General features: G+C 46.1%; 12 protein-coding genes and 3 rRNA genes (1 of these 15 only partly in view). 4 read left to right on the forward strand and 11 right to left on the reverse strand.

Annotated features, from left to right (window positions below):
- Window positions 1-13 precede the first annotated feature (13 nt).
- Both AC0VYI_RS23240 and AC0VYI_RS23245 read left to right on the forward strand, forming a co-directional pair.
- Window positions 14-400, forward strand: a complete 387-nt coding sequence (locus AC0VYI_RS23240; protein WP_475445916.1) for a gamma-butyrobetaine hydroxylase family protein — start codon at window positions 14-16, stop codon at window positions 398-400.
- 30 nt (window positions 401-430) lie between these two features.
- A complete protein-coding gene (locus tag AC0VYI_RS23245) occupies window positions 431-1054 on the forward strand; it encodes a ubiquinone biosynthesis accessory factor UbiJ (protein WP_475445918.1) in 624 nt (207 codons plus the stop codon).
- Window positions 1055-1091: 37 nt separating this feature from the next.
- On the opposite strand, the gene AC0VYI_RS23250 is transcribed toward AC0VYI_RS23245, so the two are convergent.
- From AC0VYI_RS23250 to ilvA, 5 genes are all read right to left on the reverse strand, one after another.
- On the reverse strand, window positions 1092-1916 hold the full coding sequence (locus tag AC0VYI_RS23250; RefSeq protein ID WP_475445920.1) for a hypothetical protein: 825 nt from the start codon (window positions 1914-1916) through the stop codon (window positions 1092-1094).
- Between the two features lie 24 nt (window positions 1917-1940).
- The gene (locus AC0VYI_RS23255; protein ID WP_475445922.1) at window positions 1941-2807 is read right to left on the reverse strand and encodes a DMT family transporter; all 867 of its coding nucleotides are present in this window, start codon (window positions 2805-2807) and stop codon (window positions 1941-1943) included.
- A gap of 118 nt (window positions 2808-2925) precedes the next feature.
- Window positions 2926-3891, reverse strand: coding sequence for an asparaginase (locus AC0VYI_RS23260; RefSeq protein WP_475445924.1), 966 nt, complete (start codon window positions 3889-3891; stop codon window positions 2926-2928).
- Between the two features lie 142 nt (window positions 3892-4033).
- Window positions 4034-5767, reverse strand: coding sequence for an arginine--tRNA ligase (argS, locus tag AC0VYI_RS23265; RefSeq protein WP_475445926.1), 1734 nt, complete (start codon window positions 5765-5767; stop codon window positions 4034-4036).
- Window positions 5768-5901: 134 nt separating this feature from the next.
- A complete protein-coding gene (gene ilvA / locus AC0VYI_RS23270; RefSeq protein WP_199476232.1) occupies window positions 5902-7410 on the reverse strand; it encodes a threonine ammonia-lyase, biosynthetic in 1509 nt (502 codons plus the stop codon).
- Window positions 7411-7741: 331 nt separating this feature from the next.
- Between ilvA and rpiA the strand changes: the two genes are divergently transcribed.
- Window positions 7742-8413 (forward strand): ribose-5-phosphate isomerase RpiA, encoded by a 672-nt coding sequence (gene rpiA, locus AC0VYI_RS23275; RefSeq protein WP_199476231.1) that lies wholly within the window; start codon window positions 7742-7744, stop codon window positions 8411-8413.
- 62 nt (window positions 8414-8475) lie between these two features.
- Here the strand turns inward: rpiA and AC0VYI_RS23280 are convergent, their stop codons facing one another.
- The gene (locus tag AC0VYI_RS23280; RefSeq protein WP_475445929.1) at window positions 8476-9444 is read right to left on the reverse strand and encodes a zinc transporter ZntB; all 969 of its coding nucleotides are present in this window, start codon (window positions 9442-9444) and stop codon (window positions 8476-8478) included.
- Window positions 9445-9607: 163 nt separating this feature from the next.
- Between AC0VYI_RS23280 and AC0VYI_RS23285 the strand changes: the two genes are divergently transcribed.
- Window positions 9608-10567, forward strand: coding sequence for a class 1 fructose-bisphosphatase (locus AC0VYI_RS23285; RefSeq protein WP_475445930.1), 960 nt, complete (start codon window positions 9608-9610; stop codon window positions 10565-10567).
- Between the two features lie 132 nt (window positions 10568-10699).
- Here the strand turns inward: AC0VYI_RS23285 and AC0VYI_RS23290 are convergent, their stop codons facing one another.
- The 5 genes from AC0VYI_RS23290 to AC0VYI_RS23310 form a co-directional block, all read right to left on the reverse strand.
- On the reverse strand, window positions 10700-10957 hold the full coding sequence (locus tag AC0VYI_RS23290) for a DUF2442 domain-containing protein (protein ID WP_475445932.1): 258 nt from the start codon (window positions 10955-10957) through the stop codon (window positions 10700-10702).
- A 219-nt stretch (window positions 10958-11176) separates the two neighbouring features.
- The gene (locus tag AC0VYI_RS23295; RefSeq protein ID WP_199476228.1) at window positions 11177-11863 is read right to left on the reverse strand and encodes a DUF4336 domain-containing protein; all 687 of its coding nucleotides are present in this window, start codon (window positions 11861-11863) and stop codon (window positions 11177-11179) included.
- A 758-nt stretch (window positions 11864-12621) separates the two neighbouring features.
- Window positions 12622-12736, reverse strand: a 5S ribosomal RNA gene (gene rrf, locus AC0VYI_RS23300).
- A gap of 319 nt (window positions 12737-13055) precedes the next feature.
- Window positions 13056-13170: ribosomal RNA gene (gene rrf / locus AC0VYI_RS23305) — 5S ribosomal RNA — on the reverse strand.
- 155 nt (window positions 13171-13325) lie between these two features.
- A 23S ribosomal RNA gene (locus tag AC0VYI_RS23310) occupies window positions 13326-15916 on the reverse strand (it continues 303 nt past the right edge of the window).

Here is a 15916-nt window from a genome sequence, read left to right on the forward strand (position 1 = left end):
AGAGAAAGCACTCATGGCAACCACACCCACTCCGACAAAAGTTCACTACCATAAGAAGTCTCGTGAATTGGAGCTGGCGTTTGCTGATGGGCAAGTATTCCGCCTCAGTGCGGAGTACTTGCGAGTGCACTCCCCGTCCGCTGAAGTGCGCGGACATGGTTTAACCATCCCTATTTTACAAGTTGGCAAAAAAGACGTCGCCATTAACAATATCGAAGGGGCCGGCAACTTTGCCCTAAAAATCACCTTTGATGATGGCCACGACTCAGGCCTCTACTCTTGGGATTACCTCTATAATCTCGGCCAACACTATGATGAACTTTGGCAAATATACCTAGAGCGCCTTGAAAAAGAAGGTCAGACGCGAGAAACTTCCGTGATTCAAATTCATCAAGTTTAACCCGTTGTTTTATCATCACTAGGAATTGTCATGAGCTCGCTTAGTTTGTCTGCCATTAGCGCCATTGAACGCGCCGTCAATCTTGCCCTAAAACAAGATGAACCTTCTCAAGCACGTCTAAGCAAACTGGCTGGCCAGCAAATTTTCCTACATATCGAAGACTTTTCTCTGACGCTGCAAGTTCATATTCTTGAGCAAGGCGTTATGTTGCATTGTCCAGAAAGCTTAGATGAAATCGACTTGGATCCTCGCCTAGATACCCTAGTTCAAGGGCCAAGCTCAGCCTATCGTAAGCTGCTCGAAGGCGATGGCCTGTTTGATGGTGACTTGCGCATTCAAGGCAACGCACAAGCCTTAATGACGCTACACAAAGTCATGGAAAACTTTGAACTGGATTGGGAAGGCTTACTTGCCGACCATATTGGTGATCTGCCTGCCGCCGCCCTAGCTCGTCTGCTTCGCAAGCAATGGTCTTGGGGCAAAGAAACCGCCACCACGCTTCATCTACAACTGGTTCAATACCTGCAAACCAATAGTCAACTACTGCCTAGCAAAATCGAATTCAACAGCTTCGTCGATGATATGGAACGCCTTGGCACACAACTCGACCGCACCGAAGCGAAAGTCAGACTATTAGATAAAAAACGTGCTTGATAGAACGATTAGAGGTCTATCAAGGTGAAGACCTCCTTTATCTTCCCTTTAAAATAGAATCACCATAGGCTTTTTCAAAAAAAGAACGCATATGAGGGGCTTGGTCCACATACGCTTGAGCTAGCAGCCTAGCTTTATTCCTTATCGCCGGATAGCGACTCATTAACGTTTTCATATTATCAGGATGCTCAAACAGTACTTCAGCATAAGTATTCACATCATTGTCCAAACGTGTCGCACCGTAATCAGACATAAAGCCTAATTGATGCCATTCAGACATTGTGTGCTTTGACTGTTCATAACATGGGCAATGCCCGTAGAAGTTCCTTTGATAGTGAAAACCAGCCGGCAACAACTCATTCCACTGTTTAACAGGAAAAGGGCCTTTATATACAAACAAAGAAGACAGTTCATGATGAAAAGTATCGGCATAGTACATCGCCCCATAGGCATCTAATGACGAATTAACAGCAAAAAAAATCGAGCTAGTAGTAGTCGAAAAGGATCCGGCGGCGGCTATCCCTTGCACATCTAAAGTGGAAGTTAAACGAATATCATGCAAATAGTTTTTTATAAAAGCAGGAGAATATTTTTTAAGAGCCATTTGTAACCCTTGCATCACAATATTCTGATCATGATGACCTATTGGCTTAAAACGCAAAACAGATAGCTCAGTACTCGTTAGCCCTTTCGATAAAACCCCGTTGTTTCCTGCGACAAAGGAAACGCCATATTCCATCGCAAGCTGATGCTGTGTTTCACTCGGGCTCAGGTTTTCTTTAGAGCTAAACCAAGACCAACCAACACCCCAGAGTACGAGTAATAGACCTAATAAATAACAAAAACGGTAGTGTATTTTCATCTCTTATCTGGTGTTGATTAAAGGTCACGATGTGGGCTTCGCTCGGCTTAAATACACACCTGCAATGGTCACAACAAAACCAGTGATTTGTACCCATGTCATATGCTCATTAAATAAGAAGTAGCTTTCGACCGCCGCTAGGGGTGGAACCAATAGCATGACGGTGGTGACTTGTGAGGCTTTCACTTTGCGCAGTAGCCAAACCATTAAGAACACGCCACCACAGGATAAAACAATAATACCCCATGCAATAAGTGCGAAGGTTTCAAGTTGTACTTTAAAGACATGTTCACCTAGCACCAATGCAAAACAGAACGTCACGACGGCGGCGGCCAAATTTTGTATTGCCATTGATGAGAATAAATCGGAAGAAGAAATCGACATTTTCTGGTAAGTCACCCCTAGGGATAAGGATAAAATACCTAAACACGCAAACAATAAGGTGAGAAAAGAAACCCCACCATGGCTCAAATCCAACTCAAAAACTGGACTCAAGACCAACACCAGCCCCACCATACCAATCAGCATTCCTATGATGCCTTTTATCGAGGTTTTTTCTTTGATCAGTAAGAAGGCAAGCAGGGTGACTAACACTGGCTGTAGCGCTCCGATCAGCGCCATGATACCTGCAGGTAAACCTTTCGCGATGGCCACATAGGCGAATGCTAAGTAAAAGCCGTTCATCAGCATCCCTGCGATAATGTGCTTAGGTAGTTCATTCCAGCTAGGAAAGCGGCGCCTTTGAAACACGGCGATAAGAGTAAAAAGCCCACCCACCCCCAAAAAACGAATAGTGAGGTAGATATTAGGATCAATTAAACCAACTAAAAACTTACCGGTAATAAAGCCAGTTGACCAAATGAGAACCAAGAGAACATACAAGAGCGCCATATAAAATCCGTTTTAAAGAGAGGGTTCATCAGAAACAAAAGTTTACATAACCGCATTGTAAGTTCTTTAGCCAGTCATTGGCTAGCCTCTCTCCCTCAAGATGGCCTATTTTATTTTTTTACCAAGCCGCGATAATTTGCTGACGCGACAGCCCTTGACCAATCAAAAAATGCAGTTTGACAAAAGCCGCTTCGTAAGTCATATCTAGGCCCGAGATCACGCCCGCCTCGACGAGCGCAGACCCCGCTGCGTAAGCACCCGCCGCAACACTGCCCGCTCCACATTGACTAACGTTCACAATGGTCACACCTCGGTCGGATGCGGTTTTTAGCAAGGCAAGTAATTCAGGATCTTTATCTGGGGCATTCCCCGCGCCATAACTTAATAAAACAGCCCCCTTCACCTTATCATTCAGCAATCCTTGCCAATGTATTGCTTGTACGCCCGGAAAGACAGGGAGAATCGTCACCGCACTGTCTTGCATCGCTGGAATGTGAATACTCATGGGAGCTTGATGAATGTCTTCAGAACGCCAGCGCCAATCAATGCCTAATACACCACGTTCTGGGTAATTAGGAGAACTAAAGGCTTGCCAATCCGTGGTGTGGGCTTTGTGTGCTCGATCCCCTTCGATCAATCGACCAGCAAAAAAGAGAAACACGCCTTGTACCCCTTCTTCACATGCTGAAATGGCCCCCATGACATTGATCATGGCGTCTGTTCGCACTTTATACATAGGTACTTGTGATCCGGTCAGGATAATGGCCTTATCACTATTGGCAAACATCAAAGACAAAGCACAGGCGCTATAAGCCATGGTATCCGTGCCATGAAGGACGATAAAGGCATCAAACTCATGCCATTTGCTTTCAATATCATGGGCGATATTTTGCCAATCTTGTGGTGTCGCGTTAGAAGAATCAATCAAGTTCTCATAACGTTGAATCACAAATTCATGCACGAATTCGTCCGATTCATTGAGATGCTGACTTAAGTGATCAGCAAAAGCGGCGTCAGGTACTAAGCCATTATCAGAAGGTACCATGCCAATGGTGCCACCGGTGTAAGCAATATAAATTTTCATATTGGTCTCAAATTATGTGATAGCCAAAGAAACACGAAAAACAAAAAGGCGCGTTTCCCCATGAGAAAAGCGCCTTTTAACGAGGTATGAATACAACAATACTTCTACTTCATACCATGACGGACAAACGCCTCGTTAGCGACTACATGCGCTCCAAGGTCTCAATACCCAACAAGTTCAAGCCTTGCTGCAACGTCGAGGCGGTCGCCAATGCCAATTGCAAACGGCTGATTTTCACATCGTCTTGGGCATTCAAGATTGGGCAAGCTTCATAGAAAGTCATAAAAGTACCGGCCAAGTCGTATAAATACGCACTCAGAAAATGGGGCATCCCATCGTTCACCACTTGCTGAATCGCTTCTTCAAATTGCACCAGCTGCATCGCAAGTGCCCGTTCTTGGGGCTCTTGGATCACGATATCGCCTTGTAAATCGTCAATATTCATTTCTGAACGACGTACAATGCTGGCCACACGAGAGTAGGCATATAACAAGTAAGGGGCGGTATTTCCCTCAAAGCTCAACATACTGTCCCAGTTAAACTGGTAGTCGCTGGTGCGGCTTTTCGATAAGTCAGCGTATTTGACTGACGCAATGCCCACCACACGACCAATGTTACGCTGCTCGTCTTCTGGCATGTCTGGATTTTTAGACGCCACCAATTTGAAAGCACGCTCTTGCGCTTCTTCTAACAAAGCCGACAATTTTGCCACACCACCAGAGCGCGTTTTGAAGGGTTTGCCATCGCTGCCCATCACGGTACCAAATGGCATGTGTTCAAGACGAGCGTCCTGTGGAGCAAAACCCGCTTTACGAGATAACGTGAAGATCTGCTGGAAATGCAAGGATTGGCGAGCGTCGACGAAGTACAAACAACGATCAGCTTTTAATGTATTGTAGCGGTAGCGCACGGCTGCCAAATCGGTCGTTGCATATAAGAAACCACCACCGCTTTTTTGCACAATAATCGGGGTAATTTCACCGTCTTTATTGGCAAACTCTTTCAAGAAGACACACTGTGCCCCATTCGATTCGGTTAATAATCCTTGTGCTTTTAAATCATCGATAACCTGTGGCAAATCATCATTATAAGCACTCTCCGGCATCACATCTTTTCGAGTTAAAGAGACACCCAACATGGTGTAGGTCTCTTCACAGTGATTCAGCGAGATATTGATAAACTCATTCCAAAGCGCCAAGCACTCTTTATTGCCAGATTGCAACGCTACCACTAATTCACGGGCACGATTCGCAAACGCTGGATCTTCATCAAAACACAGTTTGGCCGCACGGTAGAAGGTTTCAAGATCGGACAGCGCCATACTGACTTGTTGGTTTTCAGCACGTAATCGTTCCATATACGCCAACAACATACCGAATTGTGTGCCCCAATCGCCCACATGGTTCTGACGAATCACCTTGTGTCCTAAGAATTCCAAGGTGCGAACCACCGCATCCCCAATCACGGTAGAACGCAAATGACCGACGTGCATTTCTTTGGCAAGGTTAGGCGCAGAGTAATCCACTACCACGGTTTCTTTGATGTCAGCCATCGGCACATCTAATCGATCGCTGTGACGCAAACGGATCAACGCTTCACTCAACCAAGTATTTTTTAGAAAAATATTAATAAAGCCTGGGCCTGCAATTTCGACTTTATCGGCAAGATCGTCCAGTTCAAGCTTTTCTAATACTTGCTCCGCTAATTGGCGAGGGTTCATCTTTAACTTTTTCGCCACCCCCATAATGCCATTAGCTTGGTAATCACCAAATTGCGCTTTCGCCGATTGACGAACCAGTGCGGGGGCGTCTTCAGGTGCACCAACTGCCACCATAGCCGCTTGAATACGTTGATTTAACAAAGTTTGAATGTTCACAGGAAACCTTTAATGCTCGACTTAATGCACAACATTTTGTGCCGAATCAGAACCACACAACCCGTGTTTTGCTCTGGCAAAACACGGGTTGTGTGGCATGTTATAAAATTAGCTTAATAATAACCGATTTTTGCCTAGTTAGCGAAAAACAGCTTACAAGCAGGGTTATCATTCTCATCTTGGTAAGGATAACCCAACTCGTCTAAATAACGGGTCACATCGGTTTCCTCACCGACGGCTTGTAGTCCCACCAACACACGACCATAGGCATCCCCATGGTTTCGATAATGGAACATAGAAATATTCCAATGACCGCCCAGCGTATTGAGGAATTTCAACAACGCACCAGGACGCTCTGGGAACTCAAAACTGTAGATCAATTCGCCCTTATCGCTGTGCAGGTGCCCACCAATCATATGGCGAACATGCACTTTGGTGGTTTCATCATCGGTCAAATCGATGATTTCATAGCCTTTCAAATCGGCCAACAATTCTTTGCGGCTATGTGGACTACCACCCAACGCCACCCCCACAAAAATCACCGCTTGGTTATCATCACCGTAACGGTAATTGAATTCGGTAATATTGCGCCCTACTAGCGCCTGACAGAAATCTTTAAAACTGCCGGGCTTTTCAGGGATCTTAACCGCAATGATGGCTTCACGTTTTTCCCCCAACTCAGCACGTTCTGACACATGGCGCAAACGGTCAAAGTTCACATTGGCACCGCTGTTGATCGCAATCAGCGTTTGTCCTTTCGCACCTTCACGCTCAATATACTTTTTCAAACCAGCAAGCGCACATGCACCGGCCGGCTCGGTGATAGAACGGGTGTCATCGTAGATGTCTTTGATCGCCGCACACATTTCATCTGTGGTCACGGTAATCACTTCGTCCACCGTATCTTTGGCAATAGCAAAGGTGTTTTTCCCGATTTCAGCCACGGCCACCCCTTCCGCAAAAATCCCCACAGTAGCCAAGCGAGTGGGCTCGCCTTTTTCCAAGGCGATTTTTAGGCAAGCAGCATCTTCTGGTTCAACGCCAATAATTTTGACCTCTGGACGAAGATATTTGATATAAGCAGAAATCCCTGCAATTAAGCCACCACCACCAACGGGCACAAAAATCGCGTCAATATTGCCTTCATGTTGGTGCAAGATCTCCATACCAATGGTTCCTTGACCCGCGATGGTGTCAAGATCATCGAAGGGGTGCACATAGACTTGACCCGTCTCATCCATAATTTCGCGAGATCTGGCAGACGCTTCATCAAACGCATCACCGAATAACACTACTTCGGCACCATGGTTACGCACCGCTGTGACTTTGACTTCTGGCGTCGTCGCAGGCATGACAATTGTCGCTTGAATACCAAGCTTTTTGGCCGCCAAAGCCAATCCCTGTGCGTGATTACCCGCCGAGGCAGCAATCACGCCACGGGCGCGTTCTTCGGGTGTTAACTGACAAATTTTGTTGTATGCCCCACGAATCTTGAAAGAGAAAACTGGCTGCAAATCTTCTCGCTTCAAAATAATCTCATTGCCTAATCGAGTCGATAATTGATTAGCACGAGACAGTGGTGTTTCCACGGCAACGTCATAAACGCGCGCCTGTAGAATCTTTTTGATCATGGTATGAGGCATAGTGTGTCCTAAATGAAAAATAAATCGACAACGCAACATCCTTGGTGACGCCTACGCTGTCGCTGCGAGTCAAAAAACTGAGTAGGAAATATACTCTTTTGGCTCACTTCACGCAAAGGTCGATCTCCCTTTGGGCGCCATCAAAAGCGCAGAAAATCGGCAAATACGAGGCTAACAATAGACATCTGAAGCGCTTATAATACGCCCACCATCAGAGGAGGCTTATTTGTCATAATAATGCTCCCAAAATCAGGCGTTCTTTGCACCACCTCACACGTGGCAAGAGCAAAGCACGCTTATCTCTATAATAAAAGAAAAGGCGAAACGTCCCATGACGCAAGATGAATTAAAGCAAGCCGTCGCCGAAGCGGCAATCGAGTACATTCTCCCTATGCTAAAGGCCGATACCATTGTCGGCGTCGGCACAGGCTCCACCGCCAATCTGTTTATTGATGAATTGGCCAAGCACAAACATCGTTTTGATGGCACCGTCGCCAGTTCAGAAGCCTCGACGCTGCGTCTAAAAGGCCATGGTATTCCTGTTTACAGCCTCAATGCCGTCAACGAAGTACGTGTTTATATCGATGGTGCCGATGAGTCAGACCATCATTTAAACCTGATCAAAGGCGGTGGCGCAGCGCTTACCCGCGAAAAAATCGTGGCCGCCTGTAGTGATCTATTCGTCTGCATCGCGGATGAGTCAAAATTAGTGGATGTGTTGGGAGCCTTCCCGCTGCCAATTGAAGTGATTCCAATGGCGCGCGGTCATGTGGCCAGGGAACTGGTCAAACTGGGTGGCACGCCTGTTTACCGTGAAAACGTCATTACCGATAACGGTAACCAGATTTTAGATGTCTACAACCTCGACATCCTCGATCCCGTTGCGCTTGAGAAAAGCATCAACAACATCGTAGGAGTGGTGACCAATGGCTTATTTGCCGCCCGCCCAGCAGATGTATTGTTATTAGGCACCAAAGACGGCATCAAAACCCTGGAAAAATAAATCAGACAAAGCCTTAGATTCTCTATCAAAGGCTTTGATCTATTTCAATGAGCTTACTTCGTCTAGAACCAGCGACTCCTACGCATAACCAGAAATTGAGTGGTGCCTAACAGCGCCAACGCACCACAAAAAATCCAAAAAGCGGCGCTATTATTTGTGCCAGGCATACCGCCGATATTGATACCAAATAACCCAGTTAGAAACCCTAAAGGCATAAAAATGCCTGACAATATGGACAGAACATACATCCGAGCATTCATCTTCTCAGATTGCGCATTCACGAACTCTTCTTGCATCAAAATACAACGTTCACGCAATGAATCTAACGCCTCAACATAACGTGTCAGTTCGTTGGCCGCCTCTTGCACCTGAACCAGCTGATCTCTTGTCATCCATGTCTGGAATTCCACTATCAACTTGTGGATGGCTTCCTTTTGCGGAACAAGAAAGCGCCGTAAACGAATCGACTCCAAACGTCGTTGTACCAACTCACCACGCTGATCGGCTTCAATGCGCTGACTCATATTTTCTTCTAAATCATCCAGCTCATCTTCAAGACCATCAATCACCGACGCCATGCGGCTAATCAAGGTATGTGTTAACGTCGACACTAAGTCTGCTGTACTCACTGGCCCTTCATTATTCTCCAAGTTCTCGATCACATCTTGAACCGATAGTAAGCGGCGTTTTCGAACCGAAATAATAAAGTGTGGTGTAACCCAGAGGCGCAAAGACACCATATCGGACGGATCAGAACCGGGGTTGAGATTAACACCTCTAAGCGTTAATAAGATCCCCGTCCCCATTTTCACCAAACGTGGCCGAGTTTCATCCGCAAACAAGGCTTCTACCAAGCTATATGGCACATCAGGCAACGAAGCGAACCATTCTTGTGCCATATCATCGCTTCTGTCCACATGTATCCAACGGCTCCCTTCTTGCGGCAGCGTAACCGGAAGATCACTTGCTTCTAATACCTTTGCTCCACCAGAACCATCTAACTCTAGATTATACAAAACAAACTCAGACATAACGTTTCCTTAAACGATTCTTTCACCGTAACCTAGTCGAGATAGCCTAGTCGAAATACTAAGCCATGGACAATTATTTTACCGACAACTCATCACTTGGCTGACACCTCCCTCAGGCAATGGCATAATTTCTACATTCTCTAAAAACAAGGAAAAGCAGACCATGCAAAACCTATCTCAAGTTTTAGCAGCCAGCGCCACCCCTGAGTCGTTACAATCTGTATTGAACGTCACCGTGAACACCTGTGTCGATATTTCCAACGCTCTCAAAAAAGGCTCTCTTGCTGGCATTTTAGGCATGGCTGGCAATGAAAACGTTCAAGGTGAAGAGCAGAAGAAACTGGATGTCATTTCCAACAACATGTTAAAAGACGCCCTGTTAGCCTGTCCCGCAGTGCGCGCCATTGCCTCTGAAGAAGAAGACTACATAGTACCCGCTAATACCAATGGCGAATACCTAATCGCCTTTGACCCACTCGATGGCTCATCTAATATCGACATCAACGCCATGGTCGGTACCATTTTTTCCCTCTACCGCCAAACTGGGGATAACCCTGCGACAGAACAAGACTTTTTGATCCAAGGCAAAGAACAGGTGGCCGCTGGCTATGTCCTCTATGGCCCATCTAGTATGCTAGTACTAACGACTGGGAAGGGTGTCAATATGTTCACTCTCGACCTTGATACTCATACCTTTTTACTCACCAGAGAAAACGTACAAGTCGCCCAAGACACCCAAGAATTTGCTATCAACATGTCCAACCAACGCTTCTGGGCAGACAGCATGCAAAACTACGTGGACGATCTTGTCGCTGGAAAAAATGGCAGTAGAAACAAAGACTTCAATATGCGCTGGGTAGCCGCTATGGTTGGCGATGTACACCGCATCCTATGCCGTGGTGGTATATTCATCTACCCATGGGACAACAAAGACCCAAGCAAACCTGGCAAACTACGCCTAATGTACGAAGCCAACCCAATGGCCATGCTGCTAGAGCAAGCTGGTGGTAAAGCCCACACCCATACACAGCGGATTCTAGACATCCAACCAGAAGCCATTCACCAGCGCGTCGCTGTCATCTTAGGCGCTGCAAACGAAGTGGATAAGTGCCTAAGTTATTAACAGATCAGAAATAATGGATGCTTTTAGGCTCACTGTGGATGGGTTTATTTAGATTGGAAAAGACGCCGAGGGGCGTCTTTTTTGTTGAGGAAAATTTAAATTAAGGGTTAAAATTTATTACCATCAAGTATTTTAACGATGCTTAATAATCCGATTCGAATACAGATCTTCAACAGGAAAGATCATTGTGTAGTCACCCCAATTGAGATTACCGTCCTCAATGTCGAATGTAAGAAACGTCTCAACATTTTTATACGGTTCATAGTCAGGATGCCCAACACTAAAAATAAACGGAGCAAAATCAACTACTGACTTATGACCATCACTGAATGTAATTTCAAGAATATGGTCAGTAAGATGACGCGTATCAACCACCGATAATTTGGACATTTCTCACCTTTTGAGTAATTATTTGTGGACTAATGTGCTTTTTCTTCACGAAGTAATCTACCCATTTGTTAACGATATCATCAGCATTTACGAACCCTTCTAATTCTTTACGCTTTTTTGGCTCATTGTGGATAGGTTTATTTAGATTGGAAAAGACGCCGAGGAGCGTCTTTTTTTATTAAGGATAGAAAATCAACATCAGATAAAACTAAGCCTATTTCACCTCAGCCATTTGAACGACTCAGCTAAAAATTGGTCGGCATTCTCCCTAACAATCTCACCATGAGACATGACCAATATTTTTGGACACCAATCGAATAACCGCTTGAAGTGTTTACGAGCATCAGACTTACCAAATATAAAGCTTAAACGCCAATCTAAAGGAGTTTTCCCATTAGGGGCAAGAATACCAACACATTTAGCAATCCCCCTTTGCCAATAAGTAAAGTCCTTACCTGAAAAGTTTTCGACCAAATCAGTGACAATTAACGTGCCTGAGCCTGTGTGGTAAAACACACACTCCTCCATTAAAGGAGACCCAGAAAACAACTCTTGCTCAATATCCGATCCCCAAGCCCAATCTTGAATAGTATTAAGAGAGCCATGGAAGGAAATATCACGACGTTTTTTGATCACCTCGTTTGTACCATAGACTTCAGCATTTGGATAAAACGCGATCCATTCAGGTAAGAAGAGGTGATGTAGATGATTAGGGGCAATCAAGTATTTAACGCGACCTAAACCGTCGAGTTGCGCTTTGATTGAGTCCGATAATTTAATAGGGCTATGAACCCAAAGCTCACCGCTCGTTAATCGAACCACTGTCATCCGAGTGGAAAATGGCAGCCCTAAGAATTGAACAGAGTCACCATTAAATATCCATATGCCATCTGCTAACTTTTCCATACTCCTCCGATCCTATCTGCATAATAACTCACCATGAGAACTCGCCTCAGACTTTACCGATTAGCGTAAAGCCAGCGCCATGACATATCAAGTGGGGTAAGCTCTGGGCTTGCTTTGTGTGGAGTCATGCTAACGCTCGAAATTTCATGCGTTTGTTAGATGGTCACTCATTCTCAGGCGGTGGTCTTTCAATTCCTCTGCCTCATCAAATTCAAAAACGGAGAATTGAGCATTTTTATGGTAACCAATGCCTCCCCCTTGAGGCGAAAAAAGAGTCACTTCTTAGTTCCGAGATGGAACCCTTGATCTAACGCTCTATCTTTGAAAAGATTAACTCAGATCAATCGTCACCTTGCTATTGGATTCGCGCAGACGCGTTGAGCCTGCGAAACAGGCGCAAGCGAATACAATGACAAGGTGATCATCTAAAAAGGCCGCAAAGCAATGGATTACCGCCTTCGCGGTAATAACGTTGTGAATGCGGGAGCTGTAGGAATGGCAAGAGACGCTCTCACGGACCCGAACCCAATTTTTTAGGGAGGTTGACTCCCCTTTTTATTTTTTTGGATTTTCTGTAGACGAAAAAAAGCCCCAATAGCATAAGCTATCAGGGCTTCCTATTTAAAATCTTGATAACGACCTACTCTCACATGCTTGTCTGTTATAGAGAGCCCAACACGACCATCGGCGATGGTTGAGATGCCCCATAACGAAAAAACCCCACCCTGCTTAGCAGGATAGGGTTTCTCTTAATTAAATCTTGATAACGACCTACTCTCACATGGGATCTCCCACACTACCATCGGCGATGGCACTTTTCACTTCTGAGTTCGGGATGGGATCAGGTGGTTCAATGCCTCTATGATCATCAAGAAAACTGGTTTGTTTTATTAGCAATCGTCTAATAAAACCAAATTCTTAACTGTCTAATAACTTATTAGGACTTCTTAATTTAAAGCTTTATAACGACCTACTCACACATGGCTTTCTAATTCAACCAAGCCCACACTACCATCGGTGATGGCAAGCGCCTGCGGCGAATAAAGTGCCACTTCTGAGAACGCCCGTGGCGTTTATCAGGTGGTTCAATGCCTCTATGATCATCAAGAAAACTGATTTTTTTTATTAGCGACTGTCTAATAAAACCAAATTTTCAAGTGCCTAATTATAGATTAGGACTTCTAAATATAAAGCTTGACGGCGACCTACTCTCACATGGGATCTCCCACACTACCATCGGCGATGGCGCTTTTCACTTCTGAGTTCGGGATGGGATCAGGTGGTTCAACGCCTCTATGACCGTCAAGCAAACTGGCTTGCGTTTGTTATGGTGGCTTTGTGTTTTCCTCTCCATAACGCGCAAATTCGTTCACTTGTCTCTTTTAACAATTCTTCTTTGAAATAGCGATAACCAAGGTCAAACCAGTGTCTATCGTAATCTGTAAAACCACTTTGGTGTTATATGGTCAAGCCTCACGAGCAATTAGTATTGGTTAGCTCAATGCCTCACAGCACTTACACACCCAACCTATCAACGTCCTCGTCTCGAACGGCTCTTTAGGGAACTTATGTTCCAGTGAGATCTTATCTTAAGGGAGGCTTCCCGCTTAGATGCTTTCAGCGGTTATCCCGTCCGAACATAGCTACCCGGCAATGCCACTGGCGTGACAACCGGAACACCAGAGGTTCGTCCACTCCGGTCCTCTCGTACTAGGAGCAGCTCCTCTCAAATCTCAAACGTCCACGGCAGATAGGGACCGAACTGTCTCACGACGTTCTAAACCCAGCTCGCGTACCACTTTAAATGGCGAACAGCCATACCCTTGGGACCGGCTTCAGCCCCAGGATGTGATGAGCCGACATCGAGGTGCCAAACACCGCCGTCGATGTGAACTCTTGGGCGGTATCAGCCTGTTATCCCCGGAGTACCTTTTATCCGTTGAGCGATGGCCCTTCCATACAGAACCACCGGATCACTAAGACCTACTTTCGTACCTGCTCGACGTGTCTGTCTCGCAGTTAAGCGTGCTTTTGCCTTTACACTCTATGCATGATTTCCGACCATGCTGAGCACACCTTCGTGCTCCTCCGTTACTCTTTGGGAGGAGACCGCCCCAGTCAAACTACCCACCACACAGTGTCCTCGATCCGGATTACGGACCTGAGTTAGAACCTCAAACATACCAGGGTGGTATTTCAAGATTGGCTCCAATAGAACTGGCGTCCTATCTTCAAAGCCTCCCACCTATCCTACACAAGTAGGTTCAAAGTTCACTGTGAAGCTATAGTAAAGGTTCACGGGGTCTTTCCGTCTAGCCGCGGATACACAGCATCTTCACTGCGATTTCAATTTCACTGAGTCTCGGGTGGAGACAGTGCCGCCATCATTACGCCATTCGTGCAGGTCGGAACTTACCCGACAAGGAATTTCGCTACCTTAGGACCGTTATAGTTACGGCCGCCGTTTACTTGGGCTTCGATCAAGAGCTTCGCTTACGCTAACCCCATCAATTAACCTTCAAGCACCGGGCAGGCGTCACACCCTATACGTCCACTTTCGTGTTTGCAGAGTGCTGTGTTTTTAATAAACAGTTGCAGCGGCCTGGTATCTTCGACCGACTAGTGCTTACGGAGCAAGTCCTTCACACCGGCCGGCGTACCTTCTCCCGAAGTTACGGTACCATTTTGCCTAGTTCCTTCACCCGAGTTCTCTCAAGCGCCTTGGTATTCTCTACCTGACCACCTGTGTCGGTTTGGGGTACGGTTCATGTATATCTGAAGCTTAGAAGTTTTTCCTGGAAGCATGGCATCAACCACTTCACCCAAAAGAGGGCTCGTCATCAATTCTCGGCATTCTCTCTTAAAGAGTGACCCGGATTTGCCTAAGTCACTTGCCTACTACCTTAAACACAGACAACCATCGCTGTGCTGGCCTAGCCTTCTCCGTCTCTCCATCGCAATATACATAAGTACAGGAATATTAACCTGTTTCCCATCGACTACGCATTTCTGCCTCGCCTTAGGGGCCGACTCACCCTGCCCTGATTAACATGGGACAGGAAACCTTGGTCTTCCGGCGGGGGAGGTTTTCACTCCCCTTATCGTTACTCATGTCAACATTCGCACTTCTGATACCTCCAGCCTGCCTTACAGCTTGACCTTCAACGGCTTACAGAACGCTCCTCTACCGCTCATCCTAAGATGAACCCGTAGCTTCGGTGTACAGTTTGAGCCCCGTTATATCTTCCGCGCAGGCCGACTCGACTAGTGAGCTATTACGCTTTCTTTAAAGGATGGCTGCTTCTAAGCCAACCTCCTAGCTGTCTAAGCCTTCCCACATCGTTTCCCACTTAACTGTAACTTTGGGACCTTAGCTGACGGTCTGGGTTGTTTCCCTTTTCACGACGGACGTTAGCACCCGCCGTGTGTCTCCCGTGCTCATACTCATTGGTATTCGGAGTTTGCATGGGGTTGGTAAGTCGGGATGACCCCCTAGCCCAAACAGTGCTCTACCCCCAATGGCAATACACGAGGCGCTACCTAAATAGCTTTCGAGGAGAACCAGCTATCTCCGAGCTTGATTAGCCTTTCACTCCTATCCACAAGTCATCCCCAGCCTTTTCAACGGATGTGGGTTCGGTCCTCCAGTTAGTGTTACCCAACCTTCAACCTGCTCATGGATAGATCGCCCGGTTTCGGGTCTATTCCCAGCAACTATACGCCCTATTAAGACTCGGTTTCCCTACGCCTACCCTATGCGGTTAAGCTTGCTACTGAAAATAAGTCGTTGACCCATTATACAAAAGGTACGCAGTCACGGAACAAGTCCGCTCCCACTGCTTGTACGTACACGGTTTCAGGATCTATTTCACTCCCCTCACAGGGGTTCTTTTCGCCTTTCCCTCACGGTACTGGTTCACTATCGGTCAGTCAGGAGTATTTAGCCTTGGAGGATGGTCCCCCCATCTTCAGACAGAATAACACGTGTTCCGTCCTACTCGTTTTCATGACTAAGGCATTTTCGTATACGGGGCTATCACCCTTTACAGCGAT

This window comes from Marinomonas sp. 63XJN7_9_ISO-PGPR-S23-217, assembly GCF_056173515.1.

Bases quoted from the DNA above. Each gene is read 5' to 3' on its own strand.
- AC0VYI_RS23255 (WP_475445922.1), bottom strand. From the start codon at position 2,807: ATGGCGCTCTTGTATGTTCTCTTGGTTCTCATTTGGTCAACTGGCTTT.
- AC0VYI_RS23295 (WP_199476228.1), bottom strand. From the start codon at position 11,863: ATGGAAAAGTTAGCAGATGGCATATGGATATTTAATGGTGACTCTGTT.
- AC0VYI_RS23250 (WP_475445920.1), bottom strand. From the start codon at position 1,916: ATGAAAATACACTACCGTTTTTGTTATTTATTAGGTCTATTACTCGTA.
- ilvA (WP_199476232.1), bottom strand. From the start codon at position 7,410: ATGCCTCATACCATGATCAAAAAGATTCTACAGGCGCGCGTTTATGAC.
- AC0VYI_RS23240 (WP_475445916.1), top strand. From the start codon at position 14: ATGGCAACCACACCCACTCCGACAAAAGTTCACTACCATAAGAAGTCT.
- AC0VYI_RS23290 (WP_475445932.1), bottom strand. From the start codon at position 10,957: ATGTCCAAATTATCGGTGGTTGATACGCGTCATCTTACTGACCATATT.
- AC0VYI_RS23285 (WP_475445930.1), top strand. From the start codon at position 9,608: ATGCAAAACCTATCTCAAGTTTTAGCAGCCAGCGCCACCCCTGAGTCG.
- AC0VYI_RS23245 (WP_475445918.1), top strand. From the start codon at position 431: ATGAGCTCGCTTAGTTTGTCTGCCATTAGCGCCATTGAACGCGCCGTC.
- rpiA (WP_199476231.1), top strand. From the start codon at position 7,742: ATGACGCAAGATGAATTAAAGCAAGCCGTCGCCGAAGCGGCAATCGAG.
- AC0VYI_RS23260 (WP_475445924.1), bottom strand. From the start codon at position 3,891: ATGAAAATTTATATTGCTTACACCGGTGGCACCATTGGCATGGTACCT.
- AC0VYI_RS23280 (WP_475445929.1), bottom strand. From the start codon at position 9,444: ATGTCTGAGTTTGTTTTGTATAATCTAGAGTTAGATGGTTCTGGTGGA.